This is a genomic window from Conexibacter sp. W3-3-2, from assembly GCF_009707605.1.
GTDB lineage: Bacteria > Actinomycetota > Thermoleophilia > Solirubrobacterales > Solirubrobacteraceae > Paraconexibacter > Paraconexibacter algicola.
Genome location: NZ_WLYW01000001.1, coordinates 3972845 through 3988530, shown reverse-complemented (window position 1 = coordinate 3988530; position 15686 = coordinate 3972845). Strand labels below are relative to the sequence as shown.

Annotated in this window: 17 protein-coding genes; 11 read left to right on the top strand and 6 right to left on the bottom strand. The window is 69.9% G+C overall.

Annotated elements, in window-relative coordinates:
* Window positions 1-360: 360 nt before the first annotated feature.
* From GKE82_RS19115 to GKE82_RS19100, 4 genes are all read right to left on the bottom strand, one after another.
* Window positions 361-843, bottom strand: a complete 483-nt coding sequence (locus GKE82_RS19115; protein ID WP_154734407.1) for a metal-dependent transcriptional regulator — start codon at window positions 841-843, stop codon at window positions 361-363.
* Window positions 843-2036 (bottom strand): ZIP family metal transporter, encoded by a 1194-nt coding sequence (locus GKE82_RS19110; RefSeq protein ID WP_154734406.1) that lies wholly within the window; start codon window positions 2034-2036, stop codon window positions 843-845. Before GKE82_RS19110 ends, GKE82_RS19115 begins: the two co-directional genes overlap by 1 nt.
* 1 nt (window position 2037) lies before the next feature.
* Window positions 2038-3171, bottom strand: coding sequence for a multicopper oxidase domain-containing protein (locus GKE82_RS19105; RefSeq protein WP_309233706.1), 1134 nt, complete (start codon window positions 3169-3171; stop codon window positions 2038-2040).
* A 131-nt stretch (window positions 3172-3302) separates the two neighbouring features.
* Window positions 3303-4919: a hypothetical protein gene (locus GKE82_RS19100; RefSeq protein WP_154734405.1), complete on the bottom strand. Its 1617-nt coding sequence runs from the start codon at window positions 4917-4919 to the stop codon at window positions 3303-3305.
* 73 nt (window positions 4920-4992) lie between these two features.
* On the opposite strand from GKE82_RS19100, the gene GKE82_RS30055 reads away from it, so the two are divergent.
* Window positions 4993-5580: a TetR/AcrR family transcriptional regulator gene (locus GKE82_RS30055; protein ID WP_196189326.1), complete on the top strand. Its 588-nt coding sequence runs from the start codon at window positions 4993-4995 to the stop codon at window positions 5578-5580.
* On the opposite strand, the gene GKE82_RS19090 is transcribed toward GKE82_RS30055, so the two are convergent.
* The gene (locus tag GKE82_RS19090; protein ID WP_230317076.1) at window positions 5462-5959 is read right to left on the bottom strand and encodes a signal peptidase II; all 498 of its coding nucleotides are present in this window, start codon (window positions 5957-5959) and stop codon (window positions 5462-5464) included. The two genes, GKE82_RS30055 and GKE82_RS19090, sit on opposite strands and share 119 nt — an antisense overlap.
* 52 nt (window positions 5960-6011) lie before the next feature.
* Between GKE82_RS19090 and GKE82_RS19085 the strand changes: the two genes are divergently transcribed.
* From GKE82_RS19085 to GKE82_RS19070, 4 genes are read left to right on the top strand one after another with little or no spacing between them, the layout of a single operon-like run.
* The gene (locus tag GKE82_RS19085) at window positions 6012-6368 is read left to right on the top strand and encodes a helix-turn-helix transcriptional regulator (protein WP_154734402.1); all 357 of its coding nucleotides are present in this window, start codon (window positions 6012-6014) and stop codon (window positions 6366-6368) included.
* Window positions 6365-8581, top strand: coding sequence for a cation-translocating P-type ATPase (locus tag GKE82_RS19080; RefSeq protein ID WP_154734401.1), 2217 nt, complete (start codon window positions 6365-6367; stop codon window positions 8579-8581). Before GKE82_RS19085 ends, GKE82_RS19080 begins: the two co-directional genes overlap by 4 nt.
* Before the next feature lie 11 nt (window positions 8582-8592).
* On the top strand, window positions 8593-9186 hold the full coding sequence (locus GKE82_RS19075) for a cation transporter (RefSeq protein WP_154734400.1): 594 nt from the start codon (window positions 8593-8595) through the stop codon (window positions 9184-9186).
* 1 nt (window position 9187) lies between these two features.
* On the top strand, window positions 9188-9832 hold the full coding sequence (locus GKE82_RS19070; protein ID WP_154734399.1) for an adenylate/guanylate cyclase domain-containing protein: 645 nt from the start codon (window positions 9188-9190) through the stop codon (window positions 9830-9832).
* Between the two features lie 39 nt (window positions 9833-9871).
* On the opposite strand, the gene GKE82_RS19065 is transcribed toward GKE82_RS19070, so the two are convergent.
* Window positions 9872-10471 (bottom strand): DUF4396 domain-containing protein, encoded by a 600-nt coding sequence (locus GKE82_RS19065; protein ID WP_196189324.1) that lies wholly within the window; start codon window positions 10469-10471, stop codon window positions 9872-9874.
* A gap of 244 nt (window positions 10472-10715) precedes the next feature.
* Between GKE82_RS19065 and GKE82_RS19060 the strand changes: the two genes are divergently transcribed.
* From GKE82_RS19060 to GKE82_RS19035, 6 genes are all read left to right on the top strand, one after another.
* Window positions 10716-11069, top strand: coding sequence for a BlaI/MecI/CopY family transcriptional regulator (locus GKE82_RS19060; protein ID WP_196189323.1), 354 nt, complete (start codon window positions 10716-10718; stop codon window positions 11067-11069).
* 25 nt (window positions 11070-11094) lie between these two features.
* Complete coding sequence (locus GKE82_RS19055) at window positions 11095-12081, top strand: M56 family metallopeptidase (RefSeq protein ID WP_154734396.1); 987 nt, start codon at window positions 11095-11097, stop codon at window positions 12079-12081.
* The gene (locus tag GKE82_RS19050) at window positions 12065-12760 is read left to right on the top strand and encodes a DUF3105 domain-containing protein (RefSeq protein ID WP_154734395.1); all 696 of its coding nucleotides are present in this window, start codon (window positions 12065-12067) and stop codon (window positions 12758-12760) included. Before GKE82_RS19055 ends, GKE82_RS19050 begins: the two co-directional genes overlap by 17 nt.
* Window positions 12761-12849: 89 nt before the next feature.
* The gene (locus GKE82_RS19045) at window positions 12850-13713 is read left to right on the top strand and encodes an alpha/beta fold hydrolase (protein ID WP_309233822.1); all 864 of its coding nucleotides are present in this window, start codon (window positions 12850-12852) and stop codon (window positions 13711-13713) included.
* 123 nt (window positions 13714-13836) lie between these two features.
* Window positions 13837-14268, top strand: a complete 432-nt coding sequence (locus GKE82_RS19040) for a hypothetical protein (protein WP_154734393.1) — start codon at window positions 13837-13839, stop codon at window positions 14266-14268.
* Window positions 14265-15668, top strand: coding sequence for a fenitrothion hydrolase (locus GKE82_RS19035; RefSeq protein WP_309233705.1), 1404 nt, complete (start codon window positions 14265-14267; stop codon window positions 15666-15668). The genes GKE82_RS19040 and GKE82_RS19035 overlap by 4 nt, the downstream gene beginning before the upstream one ends.
* The last annotated feature ends 18 nt before the right edge of the window (window positions 15669-15686 follow it).

Below are 15686 nucleotides of genomic sequence, written 5' to 3'. Positions count from 1 at the left end.
GCCGACACAGTCACAGAGCCGAAGCGCGAGGGCCACAACATCCCGGGACGGTCCGCACGAAGCAAGACCGCGTCGCCGATCGTCTTCACGAGCTCCACCGAGCCGTCCATCTCGTTGCGCACGCGAGCTTTGTGCGCGATGGGTCGTCAGCCGCTCGCAGCTCTCACTCTTCTCGGGCGCCCGCGCGCCATGACGTTCGCGACAACTGGTGTGAGGAAACCAGCATGTCGATGAACTCACGATCGAACGGACTCGCTGTCTCGAGGGCGGTCTCGTCTCCGGATATGCCCATCATGTGCTCTGGGACGCCGAGCTCCCCGACCCTTGACCCTGTTGGCGATCAGGTGCTTGAGATCGCTTCTACCTCCGCAAAGGTCGGTGCCGTAACGCTCTGCTCCCGTCGTCTCGACGCAGGTCGACACCAGCAATGGCGTCGCCGTGCGGGTCGTACGTCGGGTTTCCGAGCTTGGCCGCGATCCGCGCTTCGAGGTCTTCGCTGATGACGTGCTCCCACGCCTCTGCCTCCTGCCGAGCCTGCTCCGTCGGCACGCCGAGGAACTCGACGAGGTAGCGCTCAAGCAGGCGGTGGTGGCGCATGACCTCCAGCGCGACCTTCTCCCCTGCCTCGGTGAGCCTGGCGCCCTTGTACGGCGCGTGGGTCGCGAGGCCGAGGTCGGCCATCCGCTTGACCATCGCCGACGCGGAGCCCGCGGTGACGCCGAGGCGGTTGGCGAGATCTCTGGTGCCGACCGTGCCGTCGTCGCGCTGCTGCAGGGCGTAGATCGCCTTGGCGTAGTTCTCGACGGCCTTGCTGTGGTGGTCGTGGGCGGACGAGGTCGCCATCAGGTCGCGAGGCCGGTCACGAACATGATCGCGATGCCGGCCAGGAGCCCCCAGACCACGCGCGGGGTGAGGTGGCCGCGGTCACCGTCGCGAAGCGTCGGTGCGAGCTGGACGATGACCTGGACGATCGCGCCGGCGCCCGCTCCGAAGAGGAAGGCGGCCAGCGACGCGTTGAACGCCGAGGCACCGATCCAGGCCCCGAGGACCGCGGGCGCGCCGGCGAGCAGGCCGAGGCCGGCGAGACGTGCGAGGGAGGGTTTGTCGTTGGCGATCGGCGCGACGACGGCGAGGCCCTCGGTGGTGTTGTGCAGCGCGAAGCCGACGACCAGCGCCGTGCCCAGAGCTAGTGCACCGGTGGCGTAGGCCGAGCCGATCGCCAGGCCCTCGCCGAGGTTATGCATGCCGATGCCGAACGCGACGAGGAACGCCAGATGCCCGCCGTCGGCGCCCGCCGCCTTGGCCCGCGCGCGCCGCGCGTTCAGCCACGAGCTGACACCGGTGAGTGCGAGGTACATGGTGATCGCGCCGATGAACACGAGTGCGGTGCCGCCGAACGCCTGGGAGCCGGTCGCGCCGAGTTCCATGCCCTCGAGGGTCGCGTCGACACCGAGGAACGCGAGCAGACCAACGGTGACGGCCATGACGATGCGCATGACCTGCGGCTTGACGCGCCGCAGCCACGGCAGCCAGAGCATGCCGAGCGCCACCGGGATGACGCCGACGTAGATGCCGAGCAGGGCCATGAGCCCGTAGAAGGACAGGTCGGCGTCGGGCGTCTCGGTGGCCGCGTCCACGGCGTGGAGGATCGTCCCGCCGGTCGAGGTCAGCAGGCCGATCTCGTAGTTCTCACCCTCCACCCACGGGTGCTGGATGCGAACCTTCTCCGAGCCGAGCTTGCCGATCTGACGCTCGGCCCCGGTGAACGCGGCGAACGCGTCGTTGACGGTTACCTGGGCGACGCTGACGGCGTCCGGCCCGTCGTTGCGAATGGTCAGCTCGATCACGCCGGGCTCGAGGACCGTGCGGTCGATCGCCAGTTCCTCCAGAGGAGGACCGTTGCGCTCGCCGAGGCCGGGGCCGCCGAGAGCGGCGAAGCCGCCGATCAGGCCGAGCGCCAGCAGCAGAGGGATCAGGCCGAGAGCCCAACGGGGCAGGCCCGCGCCGGGCCTCTGGTAGAGCGTCGAGGCCTCCATCTCAGCCCTGCCGGTCGGTCGAGGCAGACAGGTCGCAGACGAGCTTGCCGTCACGGCCGCGCTCGCAGACCTCGAACAGCGACTGCCAACCGAGCTCGGTGAACTCCGACTGATGCGCATGGAACATGAACTTGCCGAGGTTCGGGATTCGCATCTCGGCAATGCCGCGCTGCCCCTGGCAGAACATCACGGTGTCCGTGAACTCGCTCGGGGTCTTGCCGGTCCCCGTCGGGTACCAGTCGAAGAAGTTGCCATGCAGATGAAACGAGTTGATCAGGTCGTACTCGAGGACGTTGACGAGGTAGATGCGGACGAGCTTGTCCTTCTCCACCTGGATCGGCGTGTCCATGTACGTGAAGCCGATGGTGTTGACCGCGTAGACCTCGTTGGCCCGGTCGAAGTTCGTGTCGAACCCGTTGAGCACCATCACCATTTCGTCGGCGTCCTCACGACCCCCCTTCGGGTCGACGATGAACGCGCCGTACAGGCCCTTCGCGATGTGCTCCGCCAGCGGACGGACGTGGCAGTGGTAGAGGTGGAGCCCGGCCGGTGTGGCGTCGAACTCGTAGACCGTGCGATCGCCCGGCTGGATGTCCCCTGCGCCCTGGCCGGCGACCCCGTCCATCGATGACGGGTGGATGCCGTGGAAGTGCATCGTGTGTGGGTGGGCCGACCCGTTGATGAACGTGATGCGCAGCAGATCGTCCTCGTTGGCACGCAACGTGGGGCCCGGGATGCGGCCGTTGTACGTCCACGCGGGGAAGACGACGCCGGGGGCGACCTCGATCTCCTTGTCGGCTGCGACGATCTCCCACTCGCGGATCGTCCGCCCGTCGGGGCCCTTTCGCGTCGTGCCCCAGTCGAAGTCACGGAGGATCTCGTGCGGGTCGAACCCGTTCTTGCGGTGGTCGACCTTGCCGCGGAAGGCGGCGTGCCTGCTTCCGTGTCCCGGCTGCGGCGCCTTGCCGGCCGCACCGGTGGTCGCTGCCGTCTCATGGGTGGCGCCGTGGGTGGTCGCTGCGCCGCTGCCGGCGGCGGCTCCAGGGGCGCGCAGCAGCGCGGCCCCGGCGATGGCACCCGCCCCGGCAGCTGGGGCGGCGCGGGTGAAGAGTCGGCGTCTTGTCAGTTGGTCCACACCACAGAGTTTGGCATACCAAAGTCAAGGACGCTACCCCGCCTCAACCAGACGTCGCGGGTGTCGGCTCCGAGCGCTGTCGCACGTAACGCATCTGGCTTGCCCGTGGTGCCGCCATCCCCCCGAATTCGTCATACATCCTCGCGCGGCCGCCGACGGTCGCGGAGTGTGAGTGCGCCGAGGGCGAGCAGCAGCAGGGCGACAGGACCGAAGAAGAGCATCGAGACGCCGAAGGACCCATCACTGGCGAGGACGATGACCGTCGACGTCGTCATGCGGTGACCTCCGTCGCCTGAACATCGCGTCGCCCGGCTTGGATGAGTCGGAGGGTGGCGTAGAGCAGGGCGAGCATTCCTGCGTAGAGCACGATGCCGCCGAGGAGCTTGAAGATGCTCTCTGATCGCGGGGGGCGGGATGTAGGCGTAGCGGTCCTCGGCAGAGGCCCGGCCGCGACCGTCCTCGACGGAGACCGGCAGCCAGCTCTCGACGGAGTCACGACCGCGGCGCAACTCGGCGTACAGGAACCACCGTCCGCGGGTGGGCAGCGCGAGTGTCCCGCTCACCGAGCAGCCCTGCTTGCGAAGCGGGCCGCGGAGCTCTACGCCGCCGCGGCGCGCGACGACGGCCACCGCCTCGGTCCGCGAGCACGAGGCATCGGGCACCTGGCCGACCAGCGTCGCGCGGCCGCCTTTGACCCGGATGTCGAGCGCGAGGGTGCCGGCGTCCTCGCCCTGCCCCGGGTCGTGAGCATTGGCCGGCGGCGGTGTGAGCCACAGGGCGATCGTGACGCACAGCATCGCGGCCGCGGCGACGCGCACGGCCTGCATCGACCGGCCGGCGACGACGGCGAAGACCACCGTAGTCGCGGCGAGGGTGAGCAGGCCGCCCAGGACGACGTCCTCGGTGTCGAAGCGCACGCCGTCGCCGAGAAGGTTGCGCGCAGGGACGTACACGAGGTGCAGCGCCACGGTGAACCCGAACGCGACGAGTATGGGGGGCCAGCCGCGACGCGAGCCGAGGTCGAGGACCAGCGCCGGGAGGACGATGAGCGGCAGGGCCGGCGGCGGGAAGTCGACGAGTCCGAGGAAGCCGCTGACGACGGCGATGAAGACGGTGTAGGTCGCAGCGGCGGCGGTCGCCGCCCACCTCGCGTCCGTGGCGGCGCGGATGAGGACGAGCGCGGCAGCTGCGGCGAAGCCCAGGACCGGCAGGTAGAAGACGACGTCGAACTGGGGGACGTCGGTGTCGTACTCGACCGTGGCGAAGCACGCCGAGGCGAGTACCAGCGCACCGGCGACGGAGGTCGCCGGCCGGGCCCACGGCTCCCGTCGCCCGGCGAGCTCGGCGAGGATCGCGGCGCCCAGCGCAAGGGTCCCGGCGATGCCGAGCATGTGCGGCGGGCTCCAGATCACCGCATCCCGGCCGAACGCCACGTGCCAGGCGTTGTCGATGGGCCCGGAGACGAGCGTGACCGCGACGCTCAGCAACGCCAGCGCGAGCGGCTTGTGCCCCCACACCGCCTGCGTCCCGTGATCCCTGGCGACGAGCAGCGCCCAGAGCGTCAGCGCCGCGCCCGCGGTGGCGATGCCGGCGTAGATGGCGATGTGCGGTGCAATGAAGAAGTCGTCGCGGCCGCGTTCGGTGTGCCAGGCGTCATCCCAATACCCGCCGGCCAAAGCGGACATCGCTCCGGCGAACGCGATCGCGACCACCCACGGCGGGACGGTGACCTGCTTCGTCGTCGACATGACTAGCAATGTAATTGCCAATCCCGCTCACTGCAACTCGACGTTGCGTTGAACGTGGCATAGTCTGGCACTCGTGGCGAAGGCGCTGACCCCGAAGGAGGACGTACTGCTCGCGGCGCAGCGGGTCTTCGAGCGTCACGGCTACGCCGGCGCAACCATCGACCGCATCGCCGAGGAGGCCGGCGTCTCCCGTGTCACGCTGCACCGTCGCGGCCTGACGAAGGACGTCCTGCTCGGAGATCTCGTCGCCGAGGCGACGGAGGACTACCGGCGGGCGATGTGGCCGGCGCTCACGGCCGAGGGAACCGGGGCCGACCGACTTGCGGCGGCACTCGAAGCGCTGTGCGAGATGGCCGAGCGTCGACTGGCGTTGCTCGTCGCCCTCCGCGCGCAGAGCGACGGGATCTTTCACGGCGACGACGACGGGGGCGAGGTCCCGACGCGATCGGTCTTCACTGAGCCGCTGGAGCGGCTGCTCCGTGACGGGGTCGCGGACGGGTCGGTGCGGGACGTCGACCCGCTCGAGACGGCGACCACGCTGTTCAACCTGGTCGGCTGGACCTACGTGCATCTGCGGACGGGTCATCGCTGGTCGCCGGATCGTGCGGCTCGGGCGGTGCTGGATCCGGTGTGGAACGGTCTTCGCCCCGCACCAGGCTGAAGACCATGAGCAATACGCCGACGGTGAGGTAGACGTCGACCAGGTTGAACGACGGCCAAGCGCCGACGTCGACGAAGTCGGTGACACCCCCACCTTCCAGACGATCGGCCAGGTTGGCAACTGCACCTCCGAGAAGCATCCCGCCGGACGTCCCGCCGGGGAGAGTGTCGCTGAGGATCGCCCAGGCCAGGCCGGCCACACCCAGCATCACGACGGCGACGACGACGGCGTTCGGCGCGCCCGCAAATCCGCCGAAGGCCACGCCGGTGTTGTGGCTGAGTTCGAGCCGCGCGCCGAACGGAAGGCCGACCCCGGGCGAGAGCATGCGTTCGGCGATGACCTTCGTCGACAGGTCGGTCGTTACAGCGATGCCCGCCATGAGGAGCAAGCGGCTATGTCCTGATGTTCTCATCTTCGTTAGAGTATGCGCCATGAGCGCAGACGACCGATGCGAACTGCTGGCCATGAACGTCACCGTCGCCGAGAGCCTGCGGCAGGCGCTCCCGTCAGTCGAGGACCTCGACCGGGTGGCCTCGCGGTTGAAGGGATTCTCTGACCCGAGCCGCCTGCGGCTGGCGATCGCGTTGCGTGACGGCGGCGAGCTATGCGTGTGCGATCTCGCGTGGCTTGCCGAGCGGCAGGACAAGATCGTGTCGCACCACCTCCGGCTGCTGCGCCATGCGGGCCTGGTGCGATCGCGCAAGGACGGGCGCATGGTGCTGTACGCCCTCACCGATCTCGGCGCGGCCCTTCTCACGGACGTCCTGGCGCATGAGGTGACGGCATGACGTCGCTCCCCATGGCCCCGCCGTCGGCATCGCCCGCTGTCGAGGAGGACGCGCAGGACGCGCGCCACTTCATCGTCGACGGGATGGACTGTGCCTCCTGCGCGCGGACCGTCGAGCAGGTCGTCGCCGGACTCGACGGCGTGGAGACCGTCCGTGTCTCGTTCGGCAACTCCACCCTGGTCCTCCGGGGCGATGTCGCGAACGACACGGTCGCCGCTGCGGTCCGTCGCGCGGGCTACGTCGCACACGTGCCGGGTGCGGTGCGCGGGCCCCAGGCTCCGTTCTGGCGACGCAACCGCAGGACCATGTCCACGACGGCCTCAGTGGCCCTGCTGCTCGTCGCGGTTGCCCTGTCGCTCCTCGGCGCGAACGACGCGGTCGCCGACGGCGCGTTCCTTGCCTCCATGGCCGCCGGTGGCTGGCCCATCGCGCTCGCAGCGACCGCAGCGCTGCGTCGCCGCGTGCTCGACATGAACGTCCTCATGACGATGGCCGCGGCCGGCGCCGTCGCTATCGGGGACTTCGCCGAAGCGGCATGGGTGCTTGTGCTGTTCGCCATCGGCACGACGCTCGAGACGTTCGCGCTGGACCGCAGCCGCCGCGCGGTGGAAGGGCTGATGGACCTCGCGCCGCCCGAGGCCCGGGTGGTGACCGACGACGGCGATGAGCTCGTCCCGGTCGATGACGTGGCGATCGGCGCGTCTGTCCTGGTCCGTCCCGGCGAACGCCTGCCCCTCGACGGAACCGTGGTCGACGGGCGGAGCAGCGTCGACGAGTCCGCCCTGACGGGCGAGTCCGTTCCGGTCGACAAAGAGCCGGGCGACAAGGTCTTCGCCGGCACGCTGAACGCCCAGGGAGCGCTGACGGTCCACGTCACGACGTCGGCGGCCGGAAGCACGCTCGCCAGGATCGCCGAGCTGGTCGCCGACGCGCAGGGCAGCCAGGCGCCCGCCGAGCGGTTCGTCGACCGCTTCGCGCGGTACTACACGCCGCTGGTCTTCCTCGCCGCGGTGCTGCTGGCGATCGTGCCTACCGCGGCCGGCGGCGATTTCGACACGTGGCTGTACCGATCGCTCGCCCTGCTGATCGTGGCTTGCCCGTGTGCGCTGGTCATCTCGGTGCCCGTCAGCGTCGTGTCGGCCATCGGCGGAGCGGCGCGCCGCGGCGTGCTCATCAAGGGCGGCCAGGCACTCGAGGACCTCGGGCGCGTCAGTGTCGTGGCACTCGACAAGACCGGCACCCTGACCAAGGGACGGCCCGAGGTCGCCAGCATCGTCCCCGTCAACGGTCTGACCGAGGAGGCGGTGCTGCGGCTGATGGCCTCGATCGAGCGCAGTTCTGAGCACCCGCTCGCTGCCGCGATCCTGCGCGCGGCCGAGATCCGAAGCATCCGGCCGCTCGCGACGAGCGACTTCGAGGCGGTACCGGGACGAGGAGCGCACGCCCACGTCGAGGGCCGCGCGCTCTGGGCCGGAGGCCCGCGGATGGCGGCCGACCACGCCGCGGCGCTGCCGGCCAGCTTTGACGAGGCCGAGCAGCGCGGGGAGACCGCGGTCATGCTCGGCGAGGGCGACACCGTGCTCGCAGTCTTCGGCCTGGCCGACGAGCTACGTCCCGAGGCGCCGGCCGCGATCGTGCGGCTTCGGTCGGCCGGCGTCGCGCGCATCGTGATGCTGACCGGCGACAGCGAACGGGTGGCGCGCGCCGTCGCCCAGCGGACCGGCATCGGTGAGTGGCGGGCCGGCCTGCTGCCCGAGGACAAGCTCGAGGCCATCCGCTCGCTGGGTACCGGTCAAGCGATTGCGATGGTCGGCGACGGCGTCAACGACGCTCCCGCGCTGGCAGGTGCCACCGTCGGCGTGGCGATGGGCGCCGCCGGCAGCGACATCGCGCTGGAGTCCGCTGACGTCGCGCTCATGGGCGACGAGCTGGAGCGCCTGCCAGAAGCGATCGAGCACAGCCGGCGCGCGGTCCGGATCATGCGCCAGAACGTCGTGGTCTCCCTCGCCACCAAGGCGGTCTTCGTCGTCCTCGCACCCCTGGGCTTCGTCTCGCTCATCGCCGCCGTCGCCGTCGACATGGGCGTCTCGCTGCTGGTCACCCTCAACGGCGTGCGCCTGCTCCAGACCCGCCGTCAGGACCCCGTCGTAGCCGCCGAGCCCGCGGCGTCCGGGTGCTCGGACGGGTGCTGCTCGGACGGCCCTGACGCGTGAGTCTCGCGACCATGGACACCGAGGCGCTACGCCGGCGCGGCCTCGGGCTGGCGTGGTTCATCGTCGTCTGGGACGTCGTCGAAGGCGTCGTCGCGGTCACCGCCGGCTTGGCCGCAGGCTCGATCGCGCTGATCGGCTTCGGCATCGACTCGGGCATCGAGGTCGTCGCCGCCGGCATCGTCATCTGGCAGCTCCGCGGCGGCGCCCACGCCCGACAGCGCACCGCGCTGCGCCTCATCGCCTACACGTTCTTCGTCCTCGCCACCTACATCGGCTTCGAGGCGATCCGCGACCTCATCACCGCCGACAGGGCCGGCGAGTCGGTCGTCGGGATCGTGCTCAACATCGTCGCGCTGGTCGTCATGGTCCCCATGGCAATCGCGCAGCGCAGAACCGGCGAGGCCCTGGAAAACAAGGTGCTCGTCGCGCAAGCCCAGGAAACGTGGCTGAGCAACTACCTGTCGCTCAGCCTCCTCGTCGGCCTGAGCCTCAACGTCCTGTTCGCGTGGTGGTGGGCCGACCCCGTGGTTGCGCTCCTCATCGCGGGCATTGCGGTCCACGAAGGACGCGAGGCGCTCGACGAAGCCGAAGGACGAGAGGACTGACATGGACCAGACGTTCATCTTCGCCGACCTGGCCGGCTTCACCGCCATGACCGAGGTGCACGGCGACGCCGTGGCGGCCGAGGTCGCTGCGGCCTTCTGCGCCGAGCTCAACAGGCTCATGCCTGCCGGCGGCGAGGACCTCAAGTCACTGGGCGACGCCTGCATGGTCCTCATCCCAGATGCCGCCGACGCCATCCGCTTCGGCCTGCGCCTGGTGGACGAAGCAGCCGCCGATCGGCCGTTCCCGGAGGTGCGCGTCGGGATGCACACTGGTCCGGCCGTTCAGCACGGCGGTGACTGGTTCGGACACGCGGTGAACATCGCCGCCCGCGTCGCCGGACGGGCGCGCGGCGGGCAGGTACTGCTGACCGCGGCCACACGCGAGCAGGCACCCGGCCTGGACGGCGTGGAGTTCGACGATCTCGGCCTCGAGGCACTACGGAACCTTCGCGCGCCCGTTCCGATGTTCCAGGCGTCGCGGCTCGATGGCCGTGCAATCAGCGGGCGGCAGGTCGACCCTGTGTGTCGCTTGCGACTGCTTCCCGACCCCCGCCAGGTCGAGCGGGCGGTCGGGAGCAGCGCGCGATTCTGCTCGGACCGCTGCGCCGCGCTATCCCGAGCCGACCCCGTCCGGGTCTCTACCTGACCGCGAGCCGGAGCTTCCTTCTCGCGTCGGTGGTGCCGCTTACGCGACGGGCTTGATCCCTCGCGCGATCAGGAGGCGCATCGCCGGCAGCGCGGTGAGGGTTCCCAACACCAGACCGATCTGCATGAGGAACGTGAACCGGATGTCACCGGCTGCGGGCATGTTCTCGGTGTGGTGCAGGATCAGCATCCAGCCGAGCATCCCGACGTCGAACGCGACGACGGCGATGACCGCGATCATCAGTGCGGGGCGCACGCCGGCAAAGCCCGGGACCCGAAGGTCGCGCTTGGTGAAGAAGACGTACTCGAACAGGAAGATGCCGCCGGTCGCGAGGACGGTGATGATCGCGACCATCGCCCACATGTCCAGGCCGAAGAGGGTCAGGCCAGTTGCGACGACGAAGGGGACGGCCACGATGTGCGCGAGGCCCGACGACACGCCTCCCGGGAGCCCCGAGCGCACTGCGTCGGCGGCGGGGCTCTGGTCCGTGGAACGCCCGAAGCGCTGGTAGACGGGCCACGCAAGCGGGCCGAGGTACAGCGCAGCGAGCGGCCACACGTACTCCATGGCCTTCGCGGACTGTCGGTGTCCGTTGCGGATGTCGCGAACGATGAAGCCGCTCGACACGACGGCCGCCACGATCCACATCCATGACAAGGTCGTCAGCCAGGCCGGAAGTCCGGTCCCCATCTCCATTCCCATCTCCATGTCTTGCATCCCGTCCTCTCCCTGCAGCTCGTGGTCCGATCTACTATAGGCCTTAGTAGTAACCAGAGCGCGGACTTGGCGCCTTGGGACTTCTGCCCCGCGGCGCGGTCGCAGACCGACCTACTACTGTGCGTCATACATGGCCGCGGATGACCCACTTCCCCACCTTCACGAGGTGCAGTCGGAGATCATGGAAGTCATCTGGCGGCGCGGCGAGGTGACCGTCCGCGAGGTGTTGGGCGAACTCAACGAGAGCTCAGATCACGAGCGCGCCTATACGACGGTGATGACCACGATGCGCCGGCTGCATGACCGCGGCATGCTGGAGCGCGAGCGCCGGGGCAAGACCGACCTGTACCGGCCGGCAGTCGCCCGTGACGTGTACATCGTGGCGCGCGCGCAGGAGCAGGTCAGCGAGCTCGTGGCCGAGTACGGGGACGTCGCGTTGCAGCACTTCGCGGCCGAGATGGCCAAACTCGATCCGGCGCGCCGCGAGTCGCTGCGCCGACTGGCGCGCAAGCGTGCGTAGCGCCGCCTGCCTCTGGCGCCTGTCCGTGGCCGTCGGAGCCCTCGCCGTCCTCGCGACGGCGTTCGGGGCATTCGCTGCCGTTCGGGCGGTCGAGTTCGACGCGTCGATCGGTGCCTTCATGGATCTGTGCCTCCGCTACGTGACCCCCGACCCCGGGGCCGGCCCGTTCGCGGTCACGGCGCTCGGCAGCCTGAGCGTCACCGTCGCTGTGCTCGCAGTACGAGCCCTGGTGCGCGAGTGGCGTGCACTGCGCCGCTTCCAACGCACGGAGTGCCCGCAGGGCACAGTGATGGTCGCTGGTCGCCGAGTCCTGGTGGTCGAGGACGACACCCCGCGGGCGTACTGCGCGGGATGGTGGCGTCCGGCCATCTACGTGTCGACCGGGACGCTCGGCCATCTGGACCGTGGCGAACTCGAGGCTGTTGTCGCGCACGAAGCCCATCACGCCGATCGCCGCGACCCGCTACGGCTACTCGTGGTCAAGGTGCTCGGCGAGGCGATGTTCTTCGTGCCGGTCCTGCGGCACCTGCGCAAGCGCTACGCGGCGTTCGCGGAGATCGCCGCCGACGAGGCTGCAGTAGCCGCCTCGGGCGGCCCGCAACCGCTGGCCTCGGCGCTGCTGCGTTTCGGTCAGACGCCGATCCCGGGCGTCGTCGTAGGAATCGCACCGGAGCGCGTCGATCACCTGCTCGGCGAACGACCGTCCTGGGAACTTCCCGTCTCGTTGCTCGCGGGCGGACTGGTGACCGTCACGGGTCTCGCTCTGCTCGCCGCGGGCACCGCGAGCGCCATCCCCCCCCGGCGCTGTGAGTGCGTCGACGCTGGCCGCGCAAGCCTGCATGGTGGCGATGACGGTGATCCCCGTAGTGGCTGGGGCGTTTCTCCTGCTCGTCGCGACCCGACGCCTGCGCCGCTCCCGCTGAAACGCTCGCCTACGCAGCGTCGACGGCGCATTCCCCGATCCATCCTCCTACGGGAGATAGTAGGTTGCGTTCATGTCGAGCCGTGCTGAGGAGAAAGAACGCCGTCGTCAAGAGCGCGCCGCTGCGCATGCGGCAGCCGAAGAGCAGCAGCGGCGACGCGCGCGGAACGTTCGGATCCTCGGCGGTGCGGCGACAGCGGGCGTCCTCGCGGTCATCGCGGTCGTCCTCGCGCTGAGCTCCGGCGGGGAGACGGGCGTGGACCCCGAGAGAGGCACGCGCAGCGCGAACGCAGCGCCCGTCCCCGCGGTGAAGCTCGGGGACCTCGACGAGGCGGCAAAGGCCGCAGGGTGCGAACTCGCGTCCACGCCCGACCGGGGTTCGTCCCATGTCGAAGGCCCCGTCACGTATCGCGACAGCCCGCCGACCTCGGGGGACCACGCCCAGGTGCCGGCCGAGGACGGCATCTACGAGGTGGGCGACGCACCCACCACGGAGGCGTCCGTGCACTCGCTCGAGCACGGCCGCGTGAACATCCAGTACACGGCCGGCGTTCCTGCTCGACGCGTTGCGCAACTGGAAACGATCGCGTCGGAGAACGACGGGTACCACGTGCTCCTGTTCCGAAACCGCACGAGGATGAAGGCGACCGTCGCCGCCACCGCGTGGACCCAGCAGCTGACGTGCGCGCGTTTCACCGATGCCAGCTTTGACGCCATCCGTGCGTTTCGCGCGAAGTACACCGACAAAGGACCGGAGTTCGTTCCCTAAGCGGCACTCGCCCACCTCATGACTCGCACCTACGCAACCGACGCGTCGCATTGGCGCCGCTACCAACCGCACCTCCCCCGGAGCTTCGCGTGGATGGGCCTGACGGCCCGGAGGAAGCACGGTGGGACTGGCGTGGGCGTGACATCCACATCGACCGCTTTCCAGCGGCGACGGCGAAGACGGCGGTCATCGTGCTGCACGGCGGCGGTGGTTACGGGCGCATGCTCGCCCCGCTCGGCCGCGGATTGCATGACGCCGAGCACGAGGTCGTGCTGCCCGACCTGCCCGGGTATGGGCTGACCGACTGCGACGCCCGCTCAGTGCGGTACGACGACTGGGTCGCCCTGGCCGCCGACCTCGCTGCGGTGGAGCACGCCAAGGGGCGACGAGTGGTGCTTTTTGGTCTGAGCATGGGCGGGATGCTCGCCCTCCATGCAGCCGCCGCAGCGCCCCCAGGCGTCATCGACGGGGTCGCGGCCACGACGCTCATGGATCCACGCCGCGCGGAGGTCCGCCGGGGCGCCGGTCGCTTCCCCACGCCGGCTTGGGCGCTGCGTCTACCCGCGGCCGATCCCGTCCGGATGCCGATGCCGCTGCTGGCTCCCATCGAGCGGATGTCGTCGGTCCCAGCGATCAATGCGCTCTGCCGGCGTGACCCGCAGGGCGGCGGCCGCCGCGTCGCCCTCGGGCTGATGCGGTCGTGGATGACCTTCCAGCCGGCCGTCGAACCGGCGCACTTCGACCGCTGTCCCGTACTGCTCGCCCATCCCCTGGCCGATCGGTGGACTCCTGTGGTCTGGTCGCGGTCCGTGCTCGACGAGATCCCGGGTGCGAAGCGCTTCGCCGGGCTCGAGGGCTGCGAGCACTGGCCGATGGAGCAGCCCGGACTGTCCGTGCTCCTGGAAGAGGTGCGGCGACTGTGCACCGACGTCGCCGCAGGTCCGCCGAGCTGAGCGCACGCCGGACTGCTCGTCGGGCGACCGGGCTCGCGCTTCCGAACGACGCTGCGTAGTACATTCAGGGCGTCTTCGACCGAAGGGTCCTGCATGTCTCGCTCCTCACGCCTCCTTGTCGTCATGCTCACCCTCGCGACGCTGATCGGCGCCTTCGTGGCGCTGCGGCCCTCCGACGACGACGGCGCGTCGGAGACGTCGGCGACGCAACCCGCCGTCACCACACCGCAGCCGAGCGGCACGGTGGCACCGGAGTCGGCAGCGACACCTGCCCCGACCCCGGAACCGACTCCGGAGCCGGAAGTCGTCGAGGTCAAGAACCTCGCCCCCGTCGGCGGCGTCCAGAAGATCCGCGCGAAGAAGGACGAGACGGTCCGGTTTGTCGTCAAGAGCGACCGCGGCGAGAACGCGCACCTTCACGGCTACGACATCGAGAAGGCCGTCGCGCCGGGCCGTGATGCGCGGTTCACGTTCAAGGCCGACATCACCGGGATCTTTGAGCTCGAGCTCGAGAACTCCGCCGTGCCGATCGCCGAGCTGCGAATCGATCCGTGACGCCGACGCGTGGCGTCATCGTCGGCGCTCTGCTGCTGAGCGCGGTCGCCCTGACCGTTCCGCCGGTGGCCTCGGCCCATGGCCTGGTCGGGCGGCTGGACCTTCCGGTTCCGCAGTGGCTCTTCGCGTGGACTGCCGCGGTCGTGCTCGTCGTCTCGTTCGCCGGACTGTCGGTGGGATGGAGCCGGACGCGCTTCGAAGGCGAGGTGCCCACGCCGACGCGCAGCCTGACCGTCCCGCGTTGGCTGGAGGCGGCGGCCGGAGCCGCGGGCGTCCTCGCGTTCATGCTGGTGGTCGTGGCCGGGGTCTTCGGCGAGCAAGATGCGGCACGCAACCTCGCTCCGACCGCTGTCTACGTCGTCTTCTGGGTCGCAACGCCCGCCCTCTCGCTGCTTCTGGGCGACGTGTTCCGCGCGATCAGTCCGTGGCGCGCCGTGGCTCGAGCGCTGCGGTTCAGCGAGGTGAGCGCCACGCACGTGTATCCGCCGCGCCTGGGACGGTTCCCTGCGGCTGCGACGATCGTGCTCTTCGCGTGGGTGGAGCTGGTCGCACCCTTCGGCGACGAGCCGCGCGTCGTCGCGCTCCTCGCGGTCGGGTACTTCGCGGCGCAGCTGTGGGGCATGCGGCGCTACGGCATCGAGCACTGGCTGCGCAACGCCGACGGATTCGCCGTCGCGTTCTCGCTCATCGCCGCGATGGCTCCCGTCTGGTGGAAGGACGGACGGGTCGGCTTCCGGCTCCCGCTCGCCGGGCTCGCACAGGTCGCCACTCCCCGGGGGACCCTCGCGGTGCTCTGCGCGATGATCGGGACGACCAGCTTCGACGGCGCCTCCCAGGGAGGCCTGTGGACCACCATCTCACCCGACGTCGTGTCGTGGCTGGGAGACGTCGGGCTCGGCGCCGAGGTCGCGCGCGCCGTGGTGGACACGCTCGGTCTCGCCTTCTGCGTCGCACTCATCGCCGGGCTGTACGCGATTGCAGTCTCGGGCATGGCCGCCCTGCGACCCGGGGTCGACAAGGGGAAGCTCGGCGAGCGCTTCGCCCACAGTCTCGTACCCATCGCGTTGGCCTACGTCGTGGCGCATTACTTCAGCCTGGTGATCTTCCAAGGTCAGGCGCTGGCGTTCATGATCTCCGACCCGCTGGCGACCGGCTCGGACCTCCTGGGGACCGCGGACGCCCGTGTCGATCTGAACGCCGTGTCGACGTCGGTGATCTGGTACGTGCAGGTCGGGGCCCTGATCGCCGGCCACGTCGCGGGCCTCGTCCTCGCGCACGACCGGTCGCTGGTGATCTTCCGCAGCCATCGGGACGCGGTGCGGTCGCAGTACTGGATGCTGGCCGTCATGGTCGGGTACACCTGTCTGGGCCTGTGGCTGCTGTCCGCCGTCGGCACGTAGACCCCGTACAGTTTCAGC